This is a genomic window from Bacteroides ndongoniae, from assembly GCF_900108345.1.
Taxonomy (GTDB): Bacteria; Bacteroidota; Bacteroidia; order Bacteroidales; family Bacteroidaceae; genus Bacteroides; species Bacteroides ndongoniae.
On the sequence record NZ_FNVV01000014.1, the window covers coordinates 772,480 to 792,091 of the forward strand.

The 19,612-nt window shown below is 52.7% G+C and carries 16 protein-coding genes; all 16 read right to left on the minus strand.

What is annotated here, in order from left to right:
• Positions 1–39: 39 nt before the first annotated feature.
• The gene (locus BQ5591_RS14225) at positions 40–1,500 is read right to left on the minus strand and encodes an ATP-binding cassette domain-containing protein (RefSeq protein ID WP_071150740.1); all 1,461 of its coding nucleotides are present in this window, start codon (positions 1,498–1,500) and stop codon (positions 40–42) included.
• A 16-nt stretch (positions 1,501–1,516) separates the two neighbouring features.
• On the minus strand, positions 1,517–2,407 hold the full coding sequence (locus tag BQ5591_RS14230; protein WP_071149854.1) for an HlyD family secretion protein: 891 nt from the start codon (positions 2,405–2,407) through the stop codon (positions 1,517–1,519).
• Between the two features lie 74 nt (positions 2,408–2,481).
• Positions 2,482–3,741 carry a TolC family protein gene (locus BQ5591_RS14235; protein ID WP_071149855.1) on the minus strand — a complete coding sequence of 420 codons (1,260 nt, stop codon included), beginning with the start codon at positions 3,739–3,741 and terminating at the stop codon, positions 2,482–2,484.
• A 121-nt stretch (positions 3,742–3,862) separates the two neighbouring features.
• Positions 3,863–4,501 (minus strand): DUF4252 domain-containing protein, encoded by a 639-nt coding sequence (locus BQ5591_RS14240; protein ID WP_071149856.1) that lies wholly within the window; start codon positions 4,499–4,501, stop codon positions 3,863–3,865.
• Positions 4,502–4,516: 15 nt separating this feature from the next.
• Positions 4,517–5,044 (minus strand): hypothetical protein, encoded by a 528-nt coding sequence (locus BQ5591_RS14245; protein WP_022162281.1) that lies wholly within the window; start codon positions 5,042–5,044, stop codon positions 4,517–4,519.
• Positions 5,031–5,546, minus strand: coding sequence for an RNA polymerase sigma factor (locus tag BQ5591_RS14250; protein ID WP_071149857.1), 516 nt, complete (start codon positions 5,544–5,546; stop codon positions 5,031–5,033). Before BQ5591_RS14250 ends, BQ5591_RS14245 begins: the two co-directional genes overlap by 14 nt.
• 215 nt (positions 5,547–5,761) lie before the next feature.
• The gene (gene carB, locus BQ5591_RS14255) at positions 5,762–8,992 is read right to left on the minus strand and encodes a carbamoyl-phosphate synthase (glutamine-hydrolyzing) large subunit (RefSeq protein WP_071149858.1); all 3,231 of its coding nucleotides are present in this window, start codon (positions 8,990–8,992) and stop codon (positions 5,762–5,764) included.
• A gap of 173 nt (positions 8,993–9,165) precedes the next feature.
• Positions 9,166–10,455, minus strand: a complete 1,290-nt coding sequence (gene carA, locus BQ5591_RS14260; protein ID WP_071149859.1) for a glutamine-hydrolyzing carbamoyl-phosphate synthase small subunit — start codon at positions 10,453–10,455, stop codon at positions 9,166–9,168.
• Positions 10,452–10,661: a glycine zipper domain-containing protein gene (locus tag BQ5591_RS14265; protein WP_071149860.1), complete on the minus strand. Its 210-nt coding sequence runs from the start codon at positions 10,659–10,661 to the stop codon at positions 10,452–10,454. The genes carA and BQ5591_RS14265 overlap by 4 nt, the downstream gene beginning before the upstream one ends.
• 4 nt (positions 10,662–10,665) lie before the next feature.
• Complete coding sequence (locus tag BQ5591_RS14270) at positions 10,666–12,549, minus strand: amidophosphoribosyltransferase (protein ID WP_071149861.1); 1,884 nt, start codon at positions 12,547–12,549, stop codon at positions 10,666–10,668.
• 21 nt (positions 12,550–12,570) lie between these two features.
• Positions 12,571–14,415, minus strand: coding sequence for a glutamine--fructose-6-phosphate transaminase (isomerizing) (gene glmS / locus BQ5591_RS14275; protein ID WP_071149862.1), 1,845 nt, complete (start codon positions 14,413–14,415; stop codon positions 12,571–12,573).
• 341 nt (positions 14,416–14,756) lie between these two features.
• Positions 14,757–15,323 (minus strand): nitroreductase family protein, encoded by a 567-nt coding sequence (locus BQ5591_RS14280; RefSeq protein ID WP_071149863.1) that lies wholly within the window; start codon positions 15,321–15,323, stop codon positions 14,757–14,759.
• Between the two features lie 245 nt (positions 15,324–15,568).
• Positions 15,569–16,687, minus strand: coding sequence for an HpaII family restriction endonuclease (locus tag BQ5591_RS14285; RefSeq protein ID WP_071149864.1), 1,119 nt, complete (start codon positions 16,685–16,687; stop codon positions 15,569–15,571).
• 38 nt (positions 16,688–16,725) lie between these two features.
• On the minus strand, positions 16,726–17,325 hold the full coding sequence (locus BQ5591_RS14290) for an IMPACT family protein (RefSeq protein WP_022163800.1): 600 nt from the start codon (positions 17,323–17,325) through the stop codon (positions 16,726–16,728).
• A gap of 10 nt (positions 17,326–17,335) precedes the next feature.
• Positions 17,336–18,292 carry a D-2-hydroxyacid dehydrogenase gene (locus tag BQ5591_RS14295; RefSeq protein WP_071149865.1) on the minus strand — a complete coding sequence of 319 codons (957 nt, stop codon included), beginning with the start codon at positions 18,290–18,292 and terminating at the stop codon, positions 17,336–17,338.
• A 42-nt stretch (positions 18,293–18,334) separates the two neighbouring features.
• Positions 18,335–19,609, minus strand: a complete 1,275-nt coding sequence (locus tag BQ5591_RS14300; RefSeq protein WP_022163798.1) for a replication-associated recombination protein A — start codon at positions 19,607–19,609, stop codon at positions 18,335–18,337.
• Positions 19,610–19,612: the final 3 nt, after the last annotated feature.

Genomic DNA, 19,612 nt, shown 5'->3' on the forward strand with positions numbered 1-19,612 from the left:
AATCATCGTTTTTTTGATACCAGAAATCAGACACCGGCCTCAACAAGCCGCCCTCTCCGCTGCACGGGCCAGTTGGCGGAATACTTCGTCCATCGTAGCTGCATGAAAAGTGCGTTTTAGTCCGTCGGGCGAGTCAAGGGCACGTATCTTGCCGTCTACCATGATGGAAATGCGGTCGCAGTATTCGGCCTCGTCCATGAAATGAGTCGTGACAAACACCGTAATGCCCCTGTCGGCAGCCTGATAAATCAATTCCCAGAACTGACGGCGGGTAGCAGGGTCTACCCCACCTGTCGGTTCATCCAGAAAAACAATTTCCGGATTGTGAAACACCGCTACCGAAAAAGCCAGTTTCTGCTTCCAACCCAACGGCAAACTGCTAACCAGGCTGTTCCGTTCTTTTTCCAGTCCGATCCGTTGCAGTACTTCATCGGTCCGCCGCTTTATGTCAGCCTCTTTCACTCCATAGATACCGGCAAACAAACGGATGTTTTCCCACACCTTCAAATCCTCGTAAAGCGAAAACTTCTGGCTCATATATCCGATATGCCGCTTCACTTCTTCCGGTTGTCGCCCTACATCGAAGCCGGCCACCGTAGCCCTTCCTGCCGACGGACGGCTCAAGCCCGTCAGCATGCGCATGGCTGTCGTCTTGCCCGCTCCGTTTGCTCCCAGAAAACCAAATATCTCGCCGCGGCGTACCTCAAAGGATATATGGTCGACAGCAACAAACGAACCGAACTGTTTGGTCAGATTTTCTACTTCAATCACAGGAGTACCCTTGTTGTTTTTCTCACTGTGCGACAACCCTGCCGGACAAAGTATATCGGCAAAACGCTCCAGAATAATGTCTGGAGTATCAATGCCCCGCACCTGTCCTTCGCTGATAAAGGCAATGCGGTCGCACTGCCGTGCCTCGTCGACGATAGGGGTAGAAACAACAATGGTAATGCCCTGCTCGCGCAGACGTCGGAGCATGTCCCACAACTCGCGGCGTGAGACGGGGTCTACCCCTGTGGTAGGTTCGTCAAGAAACAGGACTTCCGGTTTGTGAATCAGGGCACAGCTTAACGCCAGCTTCTGCTTCATGCCACCCGACAAGGCTCCGGCCCTACGCGTACGGAAAGGCTCTATCTGACTGTAAATATCGCGCACCAATTCGTAGTTCTCGCGAATTGTAGTGCCAAACACTGTCGCAAAAAACTGCAAATTCTCTTCTACTGTCAGGTCCTGATAAAGCGAAAAGCGTCCCGGCATGTACCCTACTCTCCGCCGTATCTCCTTGTATTGCCGTTCTACATCGAAGCCGGCCACCGTAGCCCTACCGCTATCAGCCAGCAACAAGGTAGTCAGGATGCGGAACAAGGTAGTCTTACCTGCCCCATCAGGGCCGATAAGTCCAAATATCTCACCCTTCCGCACACGCAAGGATACACCGTCGAGTGCCGTCACCCGCCCGTAACTTTTCCGCAGGTTATCTGCAACAACCACTTCATCCATACTCAAAGCCTCCGTATCAGTCGAACACAATGCCTCCATACATGCCAATCTTCAACATACCGTCGTTGCGGACAGAAACTTTTATGGCATAGACCAGATTGGCACGTTCGTCTTTGGTCAGAATATTTTTAGGAGTAAATTCCGACGTATCCGAAATCCACGTCACCTTTCCCTCATACTCATGCTGCTGTTCGCCTCCATAATCAGCCACCACCTTCACTTTCTGCCCCAAACGGACATCGGCCAGCTGGTCGCTGGTAATATAGGCACGAAGATACATCTGCTCCATATCGCCCAAACGGAATAGCGGAGTACCGGGAGCTACAAACTCGCCCGCTTCCGCATATTGCGCCAAGACAGTTCCCTGCATGGGAACCGTAATGTGGCACTTGGCCAACTGATCGTTCACTTGTGCCACCTGGATATCTACCGATGAAGACTGCCACGTCAGGCTCCGGTCGCTATTCTGTAGCGTCGAATTCTGAGCATCCAACTGTTTGCGAAGCACCTGAAGCAAAGATTCGGCATCGTCCAGTTGCTTGCGGTTAGCGGCATCGGCTTCGAACAAACGTTTCACACGGTCACGTTCGCGCTCGGCCTGGCGTATCTGTTCCTGTGTGGCTGCAATCTGCTTCCGTATGTCGGGACGCTGTCCCTGTACAGAACGGGCATTGGCCTCCAACTGCAGTTTTTTCAGGTAAAGCTGCACTGTGTCTACAATCCCGACTGTCTGACCGGCTTTCAGCCTCATCCCTTCTTCTACGTCCATACGCAGAAGTTTGCCCGACGTCTCGGACGACACAACGACCTCGGTTGTTTCAAAAGTACCTGTAGCATCGTAATGACCGGTTCCGTCCGAGCAGGACACACAGGCAATAAGCAAGAATATTGTTGCAAATGTTTTCATAGATACCTGTATTTTAATCGCTTTTATTGTTTTATCAAAAAAGAATCCGTTATGGCTCCGGGAGCGTAGGATCATCACTCTCCCACTGCATGCTTCCAGTCGTATAGCTTCATCAACAGCTGTACTTCATGCAGGGCCTTTTGCCGACGCGCCAGATTTTCTTCTGTAATGTCACGCAACAGATCGTTTACGGTATATGCACCGTTCTGCAGTTTGGCTTCCGATGCTTGCCGGATGCGGGTACGCAAACGGATAATCTCGTCATCATCCGCCATCTGACGGCGTAAAGCGTTCACGTCTGCTTCCTGACGGGTCACTTCCAGGCTGGTATTGAACAGAAACGTCTGCCGGCCCGTCTCCAACATCAGGCGATTGTTTTCGATCAGTCGGCGGTCGTTCTTCAAGGTATACAGCCTTCCCAGATTCCAGGACAGACTGACACCGGCCACAAAGTAAGACTTGAATTTGTCCTGCAACATATTCAGTCCCGGATTGCCATAAGCTCCTTGCATGAAAACTCCCAGACGTGGCATGAACCCTGCCGCCAGCGACGCATCCTGCACTCCCAACAAAGCCGACTGTGCATCGTACCAACGCAATTCAGGCCGACGGTTCTGCCAGTCCGACGGTTCCTCGGCAACCGGTTTCTGCAGCTTGATTTCTTCTTCAGGCTTACGCCCCAGATAGAGTAACAACATATCGGCATACGCCCGCCTGGAAGCTTCCAAAGACACCTGTTGCTGGCGGATCGAAAGCTGCTCCACGGCCACTTCGTCCAAGTCGCTGCGGTTTGCAGTCCCATTGTCGATACAAATGCTTACCGTACGGTGGGTACGATCCAGATCGTCGAGCAACAAGCGGTTTTGTTCCAACTGCTCATCGAGCAACAAGATACCGAAGAAAAGCTGGTTTACCCGTTCGTCCAAGGCATACATATCTACATTCAGTTTCTCCCTGTCTACCTCCGCATCGGCACGAACCTGCTGTTTGCGCCACTTTGTCTCGCCTCCATCCCAAACGGACTGCTGTACCTGTATCATCACCTGATACTGATCTTTCGGCATAAAGTCTACATCGATGCCCGGCAGTTCGAAAGGTAAGCGGGTCACATCGCTCTGATAGGAAGCCTTGGCCGAGAGGCTGACCTGCGGCAAATAGGCTTTTGCCGCATTGGCCACGCTGTATTGCGCAGCTTTTTCAATCAAACCATACCGGCGGATAAGGGGATAATTGTCGCGTGCCTGCTGCCTGCATTCGTACAACGTAAGCTGGGCATGCAGCACAGGAAGAAACAGTGCAAACAAAAACAAGACGGATAAGCCATATCTCTTCATAAGCAAAGCAAATTAGATCGTTGTTGTTACTTTGCAAAGATAAAAAAAAACAGGACAGATATACTATCTTTTTCCCAGTATATCTGTCCTGATTATGCAAATTGCTAACTATACAATGCTTCTACTCCTGCAACTTTGAGCTATCACTCAGCTCCTTGATGTCCTTCACAAACTTCTTCCATTCATCCGACTTGAAAGTTTTCTGCAGGTTGTCCCAATCCATATCGGGCATGTGTATGCCCATGCTTTCCAGTTCCCCCCGCTGGTACACACGGGCTGGAGATACATATCCGCTCGCGTTCTGATAAAGCAACAGGCTCTGTACGTCTTTCGTCGTCATCTCTCCTTCCAGATAGACGAACTTCAGTGTGGCGGCGCCGTTGGTTATCATTACCAGTTCCTTTACCTTGTCGCCCTTGCGGCTGACGTAGAATTCGGAAGATGATACCGTTCCCTTCTGCTTCATCAGCAGCTCGTAGCGCGAGGACTTAACCATCTCACGGATGTCTTTCAGCAAATCCGCTTTGATCATTTTGTCCATCGTCGAGATGATCTGCACCGAGTTCAGCTGCGAAGCCGCCTTGCCAATGTAGATGTCCTTTGTAAACAGGCTGGGGTTCATCTCCAGCATGGCTTTGGAAATGTAGACAGACGACACGTTCTTCATGTCGCTGTATTTCTTGAACAACTCCTGTTGGGCCTGGCTCAGCAGGGGGAATGCCAGCAATAGGCTGACTAAAAGTAATCTGACGGTTCTCATAACAATCTACGGTTTTTATTTGGATAATTCTTGTTTCACTTCTTTCTGTACCACGTTCATCTGCAACTGTACTTCCTGCATCTGTTCCAACCCAGCCCTCCAGTTGCTCGACATTTCCGAGAGTGTGGCCTGCAACACCTGATAGGCTTCCTGTGGATCGCTGAACGTGTCCAGCGGTGTAGGCGGAACAGTCTGCTTGTCCATCGTCGACACTCCCCACCCGATCACTGTCAGCAATAGGAATGTGGCTGCTATACCGGCCACCCAACGCCAGTTTCTCCGCACACGGTTACGGCGCAGGAAGTGTGGAGCCTCTTCATCTTTCCGGTCTATCAGGCACGAAAGTCTTTCTTCCAGTCCGGCCGGCACAGGTATTTCCTCCATGTTTTCTGCTTCCAACGCTGCCAGCAGTCGTCCATCCGGTTCCAGATGTTCCGGCAGATCCTGTGACAGCAAAGCCTCCTTCAACCTTTTTTCTTCGTGCTCGTCCGTTGCCCCTTCGTAATAGGCAGCGAGCAATCTTTCCACTTCATCGACTTTCATAGTTGTTCCATTTAGTAAATTCCTCACGTATTTTCTTTCTCGCCCTCGACAGTAACACACGCACATTAACCGAGTTCAGCCCCGTCAGCCGCTCCACCTCTTCGTAAGAACAGCCTTTCACATCGCGCAAGGTAATCACCAGCCGCTGTTGCAAAGGCAGACGCGCTATCAGCGTTTTCACCACTCTGGCATCCTCTTTCGTTTCCCAACCGTCAGAAGAGAGGCCGACGCGCTGCACTTCCTCGGTCAGTGGCAGGTTTTGCCTGTCGGAAAGATACTGGCCCGAACGAAGCAAGTCGAAGCACATATTCTTCACCATCGTGACGGCAAAGGCTTCCGGATTGCTGATAACCGTCAGTTCTTCCCGCTTGCTCCACAGTTTCAGGTAGGCCTCCTGCAGCACATCTTCGGCATCGGAAGCATTCTCCAACAGCCTGTAGGCCACCCCATACAGTTTAGCGTGACAAGGTAAAAACATTCTTTTAAAACTCTCGGCATCCATGCACTTTCTCCTATTCTATCATCAGTCTTATACCCGTCAGACGGAAAAGAGCGATCGCTTGTTACAAAGGACAAGAACTTTTTTTGCTTTTTTCTCTGAAAGCTCAAATATAGCCAATAACCGCCAACCGGCGAAGCCCAAGTAAACAGAAATCCCCGGCAGCTGTCAAAAAACAACGCCGGGGACTCCCTATATTATAAAAGCGATAAGCAGTCTTACTTGTACTCAGCCCACGACTTGATGCCCAAGTCATCGACCGACATCGTGCAGAAAGCATTGATGAAGGCACCGGCCAGACGGGCGTTGGTGATGAGCGGAATGTTGAGGTCGATAGCGGCACGGCGTATCTTGTAACCGTTACTCAACTCGCCCGCCGTCAGGTTTTTGGGGATGTTGACCACCATATCGATTTCCTTTTTGTGGAGCATGTCCAAAGCCTGAGGCTGACCGTCCTCGCTGGGCCAGTAGACGCGGGTGTTTTCAATGCCGTTCTCGGTGAGGAACTTCGACGTACCACCCGTAGCGAAGAGCTTGTAACCCTTACGCTGCAACTGTCGGGCAGCAGGCAGCATGTCTACCTTCTGCTCCGTGGAGCCGGTGGACAGCAGGATGTTCTTCTGCGGGATGCGGTAGCCCACAGACAGCATGGCCTTGAGCACGGCACACGAGGTATCGTCGCCGATGCAGCCCACCTCGCCCGTAGAGGCCATATCGACACCCAGCACGGGGTCGGCCTTCTGCAAGCGGTTGAAGGAGAATTGCGAAGCTTTGATGCCCACGTAGTCCAGGTCGAAGAGGTTCTTGTCCGGCTTCTGCACGGGGATGCCCAGCATGACCTTCGTAGCCAGCTCGATGAAGTTGAGCTTCAGCACCTTGCTGACAAAGGGGAACGAGCGGGAAGCACGGAGGTTACATTCGATGACCTTGATATCGTTGTCGCGTGCCAGGAACTGGATGTTAAAGGGACCGGAAATGTTCAGCTCCTTGGCAATCTGGCGGCTGATGCGCTTGATGCGGCGCACGGTCTCCACATAGAGCTTCTGCGGCGGGAACTGAATGGTGGCGTCGCCCGAGTGCACACCGGCAAACTCGATGTGCTCGGAGATGGCATAGGCGATGATTTCGCCATTCTGTGCCACAGCATCCATCTCGACTTCCTTGGCGTGTTCGATGAACTGACTCACTACTACGGGATGTTTTTTCGATACATTGGCGGCCAGCTGCAGGAAGCGTTCCAACTCTTCCTGATTGGAGCAGACGTTCATGGCAGCACCACTGAGCACATACGACGGACGTACAAGCACGGGGAAACCTACCTTCTGGATGAAAGCGTTGATGTCTTCCATCGAAGTCAGCGCACTCCATTCGGGCTGGTCCACGCCGATGCGGTCGAGCATGGCCGAGAACTTGTCACGGTCTTCGGCATTGTCGATGCTCTGAGCCGAAGTGCCGAGGATGCGGACGTGCTGTGCGTCAAGGCGCAAAGCCAGGTTGTTCGGTATCTGTCCGCCGGTAGAGACGATGACGCCGTGCGGATTCTCCAGGTCGAGGATATCCATGACGCGCTCGAAGGTGAGCTCGTCGAAGTAGAGGCGGTCGCACATGTCGTAGTCGGTAGACACGGTCTCGGGGTTGTAGTTGATCATCACAGAACGGTAACCCTCCTTACGGATGGTATTCAAGGCCTGCACCCCGCACCAGTCAAACTCCACGCTGGAGCCGATGCGATAGGCACCCGAGCCCAGTACCACGATACTGCGGTGGTCGCCCAAATAGTGGACATCGTTGGCCACACCGCTATAGGTCAGGTACAAATAGTTGGTCTGTGCCGGATATTCGGCAGCCAGTGTGTCTATCTGCTTCACCACGGGGACGATGCCGCGCTCCTTGCGGTGGCGGCGCAGGGTGACGATGGCGTCTTCCATCTCGCCTTCCATGCCGATGGCGCGGGCCACCTGGAAGTCGGAGAAGCCCTGACGCTTGGCCCTACGCAACAGGTCGTCGGGCAGGTTGGCAAGCAGCTTGTGGTTGCCTGCCCACTCGTGCAGTTCCTTCGAGGTGCGCATGATGTTCATCAGCTTCTCCAGGAACCAGCGGTCTATCTTGGTCAGCTCGTGTATCTGATCTACGGTGTAGCCGGCACGGAAGGCTTTCGAGATGACGAAAATACGTTTATCGGTCGGCTCGCGCAGTGCCTTGTCTATGTCGGGAATGACGAGTTCCTTGTTCTCGACAAAGCCGTGCATGCCTTGGCCTATCATACGCAGGCCTTTCTGAATGGCTTCCTCGAAGGTGCGGCCGATGGCCATGACCTCGCCCACGGACTTCATCGACGAGCCCAGTTCCTTGTCTACGCCGTGGAACTTGCCGAGGTCCCAGCGCGGTATCTTGCACACCACGTAGTCCAGCGCAGGTTCGAAGAAGGCCGAAGTGGTCTTGGTGACGGAGTTCTTCAGGTCGAACAGTCCGTAGCCCAAGCCCAGCTTGGCAGCCACAAATGCCAGCGGATAGCCGGTAGCCTTCGACGCCAGAGCCGACGAGCGGCTAAGGCGGGCATTGACCTCGATGACGCGGTAGTCCTCGGATTGCGGGTCGTAGGCATACTGCACGTTACACTCGCCCACGATGCCAATGTGGCGGATGATGCGGATGGCCAGCTCGCGCAGCTTGTGGTAGTCGGTGTTCGACAGTGTCTGGCTGGGAGCGATGACGATACTTTCGCCCGTGTGGATGCCCAGCGGGTCGAAGTTCTCCATGTTGCAGACGGTGATACAGTTGTCGAAGCGGTCGCGCACTACCTCGTACTCCACTTCCTTCCAGCCGCGCAGGCTCTTCTCGACAAGCACCTGTGGCGAGAAGGAGAAGGCCTTCTCGACCAGCACGTTCAGTTCCTCCTCGTTGTCGCAGAAGCCCGAACCCAGTCCGCCCAAGGCATAGGCGGCACGGACGATGACCGGATAGCCCAGCTCGCGGGCGGCGCGACGGGCGTCTTCGGCGTTCTCGACGGCCTCGCTCTTGATGGTCTTCACGTCGATTTCGTTCAGTTTCTGCACGAAGAGTTCGCGGTCTTCGGTGTCGATGATGGCCTGTACGGGGGTGCCCAGCACCTGCACGTTGTACTTCTCCAGCACGCCTTCCTTATAGAGTGCCACGCCGCAGTTCAGCGCCGTCTGTCCGCCGAAGGCCAGCATGATGCCGTCGGGGCGTTCCTTTTCAATCACCTTCTCGACGAAGTAAGGGGTGACGGGCAGGAAGTAAATCTGATCGGCCACACCCTCCGAAGTCTGCACGGTGGCAATGTTGGGGTTGATGAGGACGGTCTGGATGCCCTCTTCCTTGAGGGCCTTAAGTGCCTGCGAACCGGAGTAGTCGAACTCGCCGGCCTCGCCGATCTTCAGCGCGCCGCTTCCGAGCAGCAGGACTTTTCGTATGTTGTTCTCTTTCATATCTTGTTTTTTCGTTGCTAAATGGTCGTTAATGTTTTTATACCTCAGAAGGTTGTCCGCCAAAGGCGACGCGTTTGCTCACTAAATGCGGCGCATTTGCTCATTAAATGCGGCGCATTTTGTCACAAAACGCGGTGAGTTTTGCCACAAAAGGCGGCGCGTTTTTTCTACATTCAGAGCAGCTTCACGAACTCGTCGAAAAGGAACTCCGTATCTGTAGGACCAGAGGCAGCTTCGGGGTGGAACTGAGCAGAGAACCAGGGATTGCGCTTGTGGCGGATGCCCTCGTTCGATCCGTCGTTCATGTTGACGAACAGCGGTTCCCAGTCGGCGCCCAGCGTGTTGTTGTCCACCGCGTAACCATGATTCTGACTGGTGATGAAGCAACGTTCGGTGCCCACCATGCGCACGGGCTGATTGTGGCTGCGGTGTCCGTACTTCAGTTTGTATATCTTGGCCCCGCCTGCCTTCGAGAGGAGCTGGTTGCCCATGCAGATGCCGAAGATGGGGAGCTTTTCATTGGCCATAGCCTTGCGGATGTTCTGCACGGCGGCGTCGCACGTATCAGGGTCGCCCGGTCCGTTGGAGATGAACAGGCCGTCGAACTGCAAACCGTTGAAGTCGTAATCCCAAGGCACACGGATTACTTCGACCCCACGCTTCAGCAGACAACGCAGGATGTTGGTCTTTACGCCGCAATCGACAAGGACGACCTTCTTTCTCAATGAAGAATGAGGAATGAAGAATGAAGAATCGAGCTGCGCGATGGAGGTGTTCAGCTCTTCTTTAGACAAGACGGTGGCCAGCGAATAACTCTTGTCGCCGGCGTAAACGATAATGTCCTTGCAGGAAACGCGGTCTACATAGTTCACCTCACCGTAATTAAATGAAGAATGAAGAATGTCGGCTTCGCCTCCGAATGAAGAATTGCCATGCGGCGCAGCAGCGCAGCCTGATTCTTCATTCTTCATTCTTAATTCTTCATTTCCACCGAAGGTTGATTCTTCATTCTTCATTCTTAATTCTTCATTATCATCGAATACGATGCGCCCCATCATCACCCCATGCTCGCGCAACACCTTGGTCAGTTCGCGGGTGTCGATGCCCGTGATGCCGGGCACGTGTTCGCGCTTCAGCCAGTCGGCCAGGCTCTCCACGGCGTTCCAGTGGCTGTAGTTTTCGGAATAGTCGCTCACGATGATGGCCTCGGCATGAATCTTCTCACTCTCCATGAAAGTGGCCAGTCCGTTGCCTTCGATGGTGAAGGGCGGCACGCCGTAGTTGCCCACCAGCGGGTAGGTCAGAGTCATCAACTGGCCGGCATACGAGGGGTCCGTCAGGCTCTCGGGATATCCCGTCATGGCCGTATTGAACACCACCTCGCCTGCTACCGGCTTTTCATAACCGAACGACTGGCCGCGGAAGCGGGTACCGTCGTCGAGGATAAGGGTTACGTTTCTCATTGTCTGTTCGTATCGTTATTGTTACTGTTGTTGTCTTTGTTCTTCCTCTTCTTCATCACACTCAGGGCAAAGGCCATGGCTACGCCCATGGGCAACCAGAGGGCCAGGTTGTCGAAAATGATGCCGAAGGCCGTACCTAATGACAGGCCGATGGCCAGCGAGGAACCGTCGATGTATTCTTTGTCCTTCTGCTTCTGTTCTTCCATATACTTAGAATTGATAGACTTGTTCGATGTAGTCGATGAAGGCCCTGTTGAGCAGCTTCACGCCGCCGGGCGTGGGATAGTCGCCGCTGAAGTACCAGTCGCCCGGATGGTTGGGGCAGGCCTCGTGCAGCCCTTCGAGGGGCTGGTAGACAATCTGCACCTTGGCACGGACGCTATCAGGCTTGAGCAGTTCCACCATCTTGGCCGCTATCTCGTCGTCGGTGAAGGGGGCGTAAATGTCCTTCACGTAGTTCACCATCTGCTCCTTGGGCAGGTCGGCCTGCGCCTTGGCCTTGCGGTAGGCAGCGGCAATGACGTCCTTCATGTCGCGGTCGCGCAACAGCTCGATGGCAGCACGGAAGGCGATGAACTCGCTCATGCGGGCCATGTCGATGCCATAATAGTCGGGATAGCGCACCTGTGGCGAAGAGCTGACGATGACAATCTTCTTCGGATTGAGACGGTCCAGAATGCCGATAATGCTCTGACGCAAGGTAGTACCGCGAACGATGGAGTCGTCGATGATGACGAGATTGTCCACGCCCGGCTCCAGACTGCCGTAGGTGATGTCGTAAACGTGAGCCGCCAAGTCGTTGCGCGTGTTGCCTTCGGCGATGAACGTGCGCAGCTTGATGTCCTTGATGGCCACCTTCTCACTACGGATGCGGCGCGAAAGGATGCGTTCCAGTTCGTCGTGACTGGGGTTGTGGCCCAAGGCGGCTATTTGTTTCACCTTCTCCTCGTTCAGATACTCGTCCAGTCCCTGAAGCATTCCGTAGAAGGCTACCTCGGCCGTATTTGGGATGAAGGAGAAGACGGTATGGTCGATGTCGTAATTGACAGCTTTCAGAATGCTGGGCACTAACTTCTCACCCAGCAGTTTCCGCTCGCGATAAATATCCATATCGCTGCCACGGCTGAAGTAGATGCGTTCGAAGGAACAGGGCTTCAGTCCGCGCGGCTTGTTGATCTGCACTGTGCGCAAGCGGCCTGCCTTGCTGATGAAAATGGCCTGTCCGGGCTGAAGTTCGCGAATGCTGTCGGCCGGGACATTGAGTACGGTCTGTATCACGGGACGCTCGCTGGCCAGCACGGCTATCTCGTCATCCTGATACCAGAAGGCGGTACGGATGCCCCAAGGGTCGCGCACGGCAAAGCTCTCGCCGCTGCCTGTCAGACCGCACATCACGTAGCCGCCATCCCAGTCCTTGCTCGAAGTACGCAGGACATTGGCCAGGTCGACATGCTCTTCGATATAGTGCGTAATATCCATGCCGGTCAGTCCTTCGGCTTCGGCCATGTTGAACAGACGTTCTACCTCGCGGTCCAGACGATGGCCTACCTGTTCGAGCATGATATACGTATCGGCATACTTGCGGGGATGTTGGCCCATGGCCGTGATGCGGGCAAATATTTCGTCAACGTTGGTCAGATTGAAGTTACCGCAAAGAGCCAGATTCTTGGCCCGCCAGTTGTTGCGGCGCAGGAAGGGGTGCACATAGGTCAGTCCCGACTTGCCGGTAGTGGAATAGCGCAAATGCCCCATGTAGACTTCGCCGGCAAACGGCAGGCACTTCTCGGCATAACCGGCATCGGCCAGCTGTTCGGGAGTCAGATCCTTGAAGTGGCTCTGCACCGTCGAGAAGATTTCGGTAATGGCACCCGAACCCAAAGCACGCTCGCGGAACATGTATTCCTCGCCGGGATTGGCAGCCAGCTTGACACAGGCCAATCCGGCTCCTTCCTGTCCGCGGTTGTGCTGTTTCTCCATAAGCAGATAGAGCTTGTTGAGCCCGTACATCCACGTGCCATACTTCTTCTGGTAATAATCGAGCGGCTTTAGAAGGCGTATCATCGCCACACCGCATTCATGTTTCAATTGTTCCATATCATTATCCGGATTATTCTATTATTCTACTGTAACCGACTTTGCCAGGTTTCTCGGCTGATCCACATCCATGCCCTTGCACACAGCAATGTGATAGGCCAGCAGCTGCAAGGGAACAGTTGTTATCAGCGGGTCGAGGCATTCCATGACGGCAGGCAGTTCGATCACCGTGTCGGCCACGCGGCTAATAATGTTGTCTCCCTTGGTCACGAGTGCCACTACCCTGCCCTTGCGTGCCTTTATCTCCTGTATGTTGCTCAGTACCTTTTCGTAAAGTCCGTTCTGCGTGGCCACCACAACGACCGGCATTTCGGCATCGATCAAGGCAATAGGACCGTGCTTCATCTCGGCAGCCGGATAACCCTCGGCATGTATGTAGGATATTTCTTTCAGCTTCAGCGCACCCTCCAGTGCCACCGGATAGGCATATCCGCGACCCAGGTAGATGAAGTTATGCGCATAGGTGAATATCTTGGACAGTTCGGCTATGCGGTCGTTCAGCTTCAGCACTTCTTCCATCTTCTCCGGAATGTGCTGCAGCTCTTGCACTACGGACACGAACTTGGCTTCGTCTATCGTCCCCTTCTCGCGTCCCAACGTCAGTGCCAGCATGGCAAGCACCGTCACCTGCCCCGTAAAGGCCTTGGTAGAAGCCACACCGATTTCGGGACCAACGTGTATGTACGACCCCGTATCGGTAGCCCGAGGAATGCTCGAACCGACGGCATTGCAGATGCCGTATATGAAAGCTCCCCGGCTCTTGGCCAGCTCTACGGCAGCCAGCGTATCGGCTGTCTCGCCACTCTGCGAAATGGCTATCACGACATCGTCCGGACCGATTACCGGGTCGCGATAGCGGAATTCCGAAGCATATTCCACCTCAACCGGAATACGGCAAAACGTTTCTATCAGTTGCTTGCCTATCAGCCCGGCATGCCACGACGTGCCGCACGCCACGATAATGAAGCGTTTGGCCGCCAGCAGACGTTCCTTATAGTCGATGACGGCAGACAATACCACATTGTTTCCTTCTATGTTGACACGTCCCCGCATACAATCGTTGATGCAGGCCGGCTGCTCGAAAATCTCTTTCAGCATGAAGTGCGGATAACCGCCCTTTTCCAGCTGCCCCAAGTTCATTGATACCGTCTGTACCTTGTGCGGACATTCTACATTATTCAGATTGACTACCTTCAGCGGACTGTCGCGACGGATTACCGCAATCTCCTCGTCCTCCAGATACACCACCTTGTCGGTATACTCAACGATAGGAGTAGCGTCGGAAGCCAGGAAAAATTCGCCTTCGCCAATCCCGACTACCAGCGGACTGCTCTTGCGGGCTGCGACGATTTCATCGGGATTGTCGCGGTCCATCACGGCGATGGCGTATGCCCCTATCACCTCTCTCAAGGCAAGCTGTACGGCTGTGAGCAGGTCGATGTGGTCGGCCGACTGGATATACTCTATCAGCTGCACCAGCACTTCCGTATCTGTACTGCTGTTGAAGTGATAGCCTTTTGCCTGAAGTTTTTCCTTCAGCACTGCATAATTTTCAATAATACCGTTATGAATAAGGGCGAAGCGCCCGGAAGAGGAATAATGAGGATGAGCGTTGGCGGAACAAGGTTCCCCGTGAGTGGCCCAACGAGTATGGGCAATACCGATAGTACCGGAAATATCTTTTTGACTGACGAAAGTTTCAAGGTCTGCCACTTTCCCTTTCGTCTTGTATACATTCAACTGACAACTGTCACTGATCAATGCTACCCCAGCACTATCATACCCGCGATACTCCAACCGCTTCAGTCCTTTGATAAGAATGGGGTAGGCTTTTCTGTGACCTATATAGCCTACGATTCCACACATAATAGTTTACAGTTTTAATATTTGCAGTGCAAAGATATGCTTTTTCACGAACATAAAGTCAATTTTATTGCAGTTTCTTTATCAAAAATACATAATAAATTCTCTTTCCTTCTCAAATATCTACTCCTATCAAGCTGAATTTTTAGGGGGGGACAGCCTCAATCATTATACCATAATTCCCTATAAAGGAACCTATCGGGTCCAATATGCCAATCATTGCAAGGCAGAACTACCTGAAGAAATTCAAATAGACAAAGTCAGGAAAAATTGCCCAGTTAGAAAAAGATTTTTCCCCAACTGGGAAAAAATAATTCTCCAGTTAGGGAAAAATCAATGTGCTTTCATCGGATCATCGTCACTGTATATTCCTTGAGTTTACGTTCCTTGACAGGTGTACCTGCGGGAGCATATCCCAAAGCTGCACAACCGAATACGCGATAGTCGGACGGGATGCCGAGTTCCTCGGTAAGAAACGTGCGCATGGCCGGATGGTCGCACGTCTGTCCGGGCTGATTGATCCAGCAAGAGTCAATGCCGAGGGAAGTAGCGGCCAGAAAAATGTTCTCAAGTGCACAGGCACAATCGAAAGGAGCCAACGAGCTGTCCGCCTTGCCCGACACAATCACCAGTGTAGGAGCATGATAGTAGCAGCAATACGAATCGCTGTGGCCACGCTCCTGCCACTGCGGATTATCACTTGCAGCAAAGGCTTCCTTTACTTTGTCGTTGAGCTGGCGCAACAGATCGGCATTCTGGATGGCTGTAAAATGCCAGTCCTGAAAATTCATACCACTGGGAGCATGAGTCGCAGCCTCCAATATCAAAGACAAGTCCTCGACAGAAACTTGCTTTTCGGTGTAGACACGTGTACTGTGACGTGCCTTGATGTTCTGTAATACTTCGTTCATAATAATAATTTAAGTTTCGCAAGTGCTCAACTTATTAGTTGACAAGGCTTCAGTCAACAAGTCTACTAGGCTGGAATGCCCTGTTTGATAAAGTGCCGCTTGAAACGGCTCGCTACAAACACCTTGTCAACTCGTTAACTTGTTGCTCGCCAACTGCAACTTGAGCTTGTGAAAGTTGAAATAATAATATGTTTTATTATATCGTTTGATATTTCCCAAACTGTCCAGTCCCCAAAGGACAGACGTCAGCGTTTCACCAGCCCTATCTTGGCATTCAGTTTGAAATAATAGCTGCCATTCTCCCTTTCCAGGAATCCGTATTTGTCCTTGTCAAGCGAGCCCTTCTCGAAACGGGTATTCTGAAAAAGGAAATCGGCAAACACCTGATAACGTGAACGGTGATAACAGATTACCTCCCCCTTGCCATCGGTCAGCAGCATGCCTTCGACAGCCGAGTCGGTACCATTATAGATTTTGGCCGGACGCATGCCCAAAGCCAAGGCCATGAGGAACTGTTTCATCTTGTACTCATAGAAATGATGTTTCTGAATCAGTTCGTCCTTTATCTTCAGCGGGTTGATTTCACGGATACGTTCGGTCAGTTCGCTGACGCGGGTAATGCCTTCCAGATGCATCAGCCGGACCATCTCGGCCAGCATACGCGGAAAGTGAAGATCGATCATCAGCAGATTGCAACGGAACACCCGATCGGCTACATCGGCATACTTCAGTACACCGCCCAGACGCTCTATCATCAGCATGCGGTCGGCCACCTCGTTAGGAGCTTCGGGCAGGGCATTGATCTTGTTCACAGTAGGTACGGCAAACTTTATCCCCGTCTGTTCGAACTTCAGATTGGCTGTACGTCCTCCGTCAAGCAAAGGATTCATCGGACTGAGACGGCAACGGACGGCAAACCCCATAAGAGGCGCATCGGCATGCCAGAATGCGATAGAAAAATCGGTACGGTCGTCGGTGCGGGCTTCGAGGTCGTAGATGCAGACCGCATCAAGAAAAGCCTCCAGGCTGTCATCGACTTCCACTTCTTCGCCCGGCAACTTCAACAGATCCAGCACAAGTGTGGCAGCAGTTGCAAAGTCTTCGCGCGGGAAATGACGCTCACTGTCGGGACGGGGCAGAAAAATTCCGTTCTTTTCCAGACTTCCGGAGACCGTCCGGATGTCTTCGCCTACATAATAACGGCGGGTGCCATCGTGCTCTTCACGTTGTATCATGGCCACAGGCCAGCGTTTGCCCTCATCGGCCACAGCTTGCGGAGTGCCCATTGCGACTACGCCATCAGCCAATAAGCGGAAAAAGGTATAAATCTCGCCCAGTTCTCGTTTGGTTGCGTTGAAAGACATACTACTTTATAATATAAATGAAATAAATAATCTATCATTTACTCCGGATAACGGAGGGTTTCTACTTTTTCGAGCCGCGCTTTAAGGGCAGGCATCAGCGAACGACGGATGCGAAGTGTCATACTGCAATCCATGTCATAAGCCTGTTGCACGATTTCGGGATTCATCTCCTTGACAACACGCATCACATCGTTCATAAAAGGATACTCGAATAGAAAAGACACTACATCGTCCACTGTCCGTTCGACAAACTCCGCAGCTGCAATGGCTTCGGCCGCTGCTGCCTTGTAGGCTTGTATCAGCCCGCTGGTCCCCAGCTTGATGCCACCGAAATAACGCACAACCACGATCAGGATGTCCGTCAGTTCGTTGGAGTTGATCTGTCCCAGTATCGGCTTTCCTGCCGTGCCCGAAGGTTCTCCGTTGTCGTTGGCCCGGAAGTCTTTCCGCTCGTGCCCCAACATGTAGGCATAGCACACGTGGCGGGCATCGTAATACTTCTTCTGACAAGCTTCGAGATGCACCTTGATTTCGTCTACCGTACGCACAGGAAAAGCCATGGCTATGAACTTACTGCGCTTCTCGGTGTATATACCTTCGGAAGGAGCAACAATGGTCTTATAGGTATCTTCACTCATCGGTACTGTTTCACTTTGCAACATTATTGATAACCTTGCCTTCCATATACCCTTTCAGGTTGTCGAGCAAGATTCCCATCAGCCGTTCGCGAGCCGCAGCACTTGCCCAGGCTATGTGGGGAGTGATGTAGCAGTTGCGGGCTGTCAGCAACGGATTGTCTGCCTTAGGAGGTTCCTGCGAAAGCACATCCAGTCCGGCTGCATAGATCTGTCCGTTGTTAAGCGCATCGGCCAAATCCTGCTCGTTGACCAGCTGTCCACGTCCGGTATTGATAAGGATGGCTGTAGGCTTCATCAGTTTTAAACGCGCTGCATTGACCAGCTCGCGTGTCTTGTCGGTCAGCAGGCAGTGAAGGCTGATGATGTCGCACTCGCTGAACAGCTGGTCCAGCTCCATTTTCTTGATTTCGGGCGGAAGCTGGAAAGAAGATTTGGAGGTATATGCATACACTTCCATGCCAAAACCGATGGCTATGCGTGCCGTCGTATATCCCGTATTGCCCAGTCCTACGATACCCAGCTTCTTGCCACGCAGTTCGATAAGCGGTGTGTCCCAGAAGCAGAAGTCCTTGCTGGAAGTCCAACGTCCCTGATGTACCGCTTCGGAATGGTGCTGCACCTGCTGAGCAATGTTCAGGATATGGGCAAAAACCATCTGCGCTACCGAATCAGTGCTATACGAAGGTATATTGGTAACGATAATGCCGCGTTCGCGGGCTGCATCGATATCAACGATGTTATATCCGGTAGCCATCACTCCGATATATTTCAATTGTGGCAATGCAGCCATCATTTCGGCTGTAATGACAACCTTATTGGTCAGCACCACCTCGGCATCGGCGGCACGTTCAAGTACTTCTTCAGGAGCAGTACGGTCGTAAATGACACATTCGCCCAAAGCCTTCAGTTCATCCCAGGAAAGGTCTCCCGGATTGGCGGCATAGCCGTCTAATGCTACAATTTTCATAGATTCTACAATTTTATTCTGTTATTATTATCATTCACTCTTTCATTTCTTCTTAAAACGCTCGCCCCACAAAGCTTGCATACGGTCACTGTGTTTCTGCTCCGCTGCATTGTCCTGCGGCTGCCAGATGCGATGCTCCTTCAGGTCGTCGGGCATAAACTGCTGACGGACAAAATGTCCCGGATAGTCGTGTGCGTACTTATAGTTGTCGCCATAGCCCAACTGTTTCATCAGCTTGGTAGGAGCATTGCGCAAGTGCAGGGGGACTGGCAGGTTACCCGTCTGCCGGACAAGCTCCAGTGCATCGTTGATGGCGTTATAAGCCGAATTGCTCTTGGGACTGGTTGCCAGATAAATCGTTGTCTCGGCCAAAGGGATACGTCCTTCGGGCCATCCTACCTTCATCACCGCATCGAAACAGGCATTGGCCAAAAGCATGGCGTTAGGATTGGCCAGGCCGATGTCTTCGGAAGCCGAAATGACCAACCGGCGGGCTATAAACGCCGGGTCCTCCCCACCCTCGACCATACGGGCCAACCAGTAGATAGCCGCATCGGGATCGCTGCCACGAATAGACTTGATGAAAGCGGATATGATGTCGTAGTGCATTTCGCCATCCTTGTCGTAAGCAAGCGGATTCTGCTGCAAACGGTCGGTCACCAGCTGGTCGGTAATGACAACCGGATCATCCGACTCGGACGAAACAACCAGATCGAGAATATTGAGCAACTTACGGGCATCGCCACCACTGTAGCGCAACATGGCTGTTGTCTCGCGAAGTTCGATGGTACGTTCGCGCAATACCACGTCGGTAGTAATGGCGCGGTTCAGCAGTTCAAGCAGGTCGTCCTTTTCAAGCGACTTCAGCACATAGAGCTGGCAGCGCGACAACAACGGACGGATAACCTCGAAAGAAGGATTCTCGGTAGTGGCTCCAATCAGCGTAACAACTCCCTGCTCGACGGCTCCCAACAACGAATCCTGCTGCGACTTGCTGAAACGATGAATTTCGTCGATGAAAAGAATAGGACTGGCCTGCGAGAAGAAACGGTTGCTCTTGGCACGGTCTATCACGTCACGCACGTCTTTCACGCCGCTCGTAACAGCGCTCAATGTGTAGAAAGGAGTCTCCAGCTTATTGGCTATGATTTGTGCCAAAGTTGTTTTTCCTACTCCGGGAGGGCCCCACAATATGAAGGAAGAAATGCGCCCGGCATCGATCATCTTACGTAATACAGCTCCCTGGCCAACTAAATGTTTTTGGCCGATGTATTCATCTAATGTCTTAGGCCTGAGCCTTTCTGCTAATGGTTGCACGTG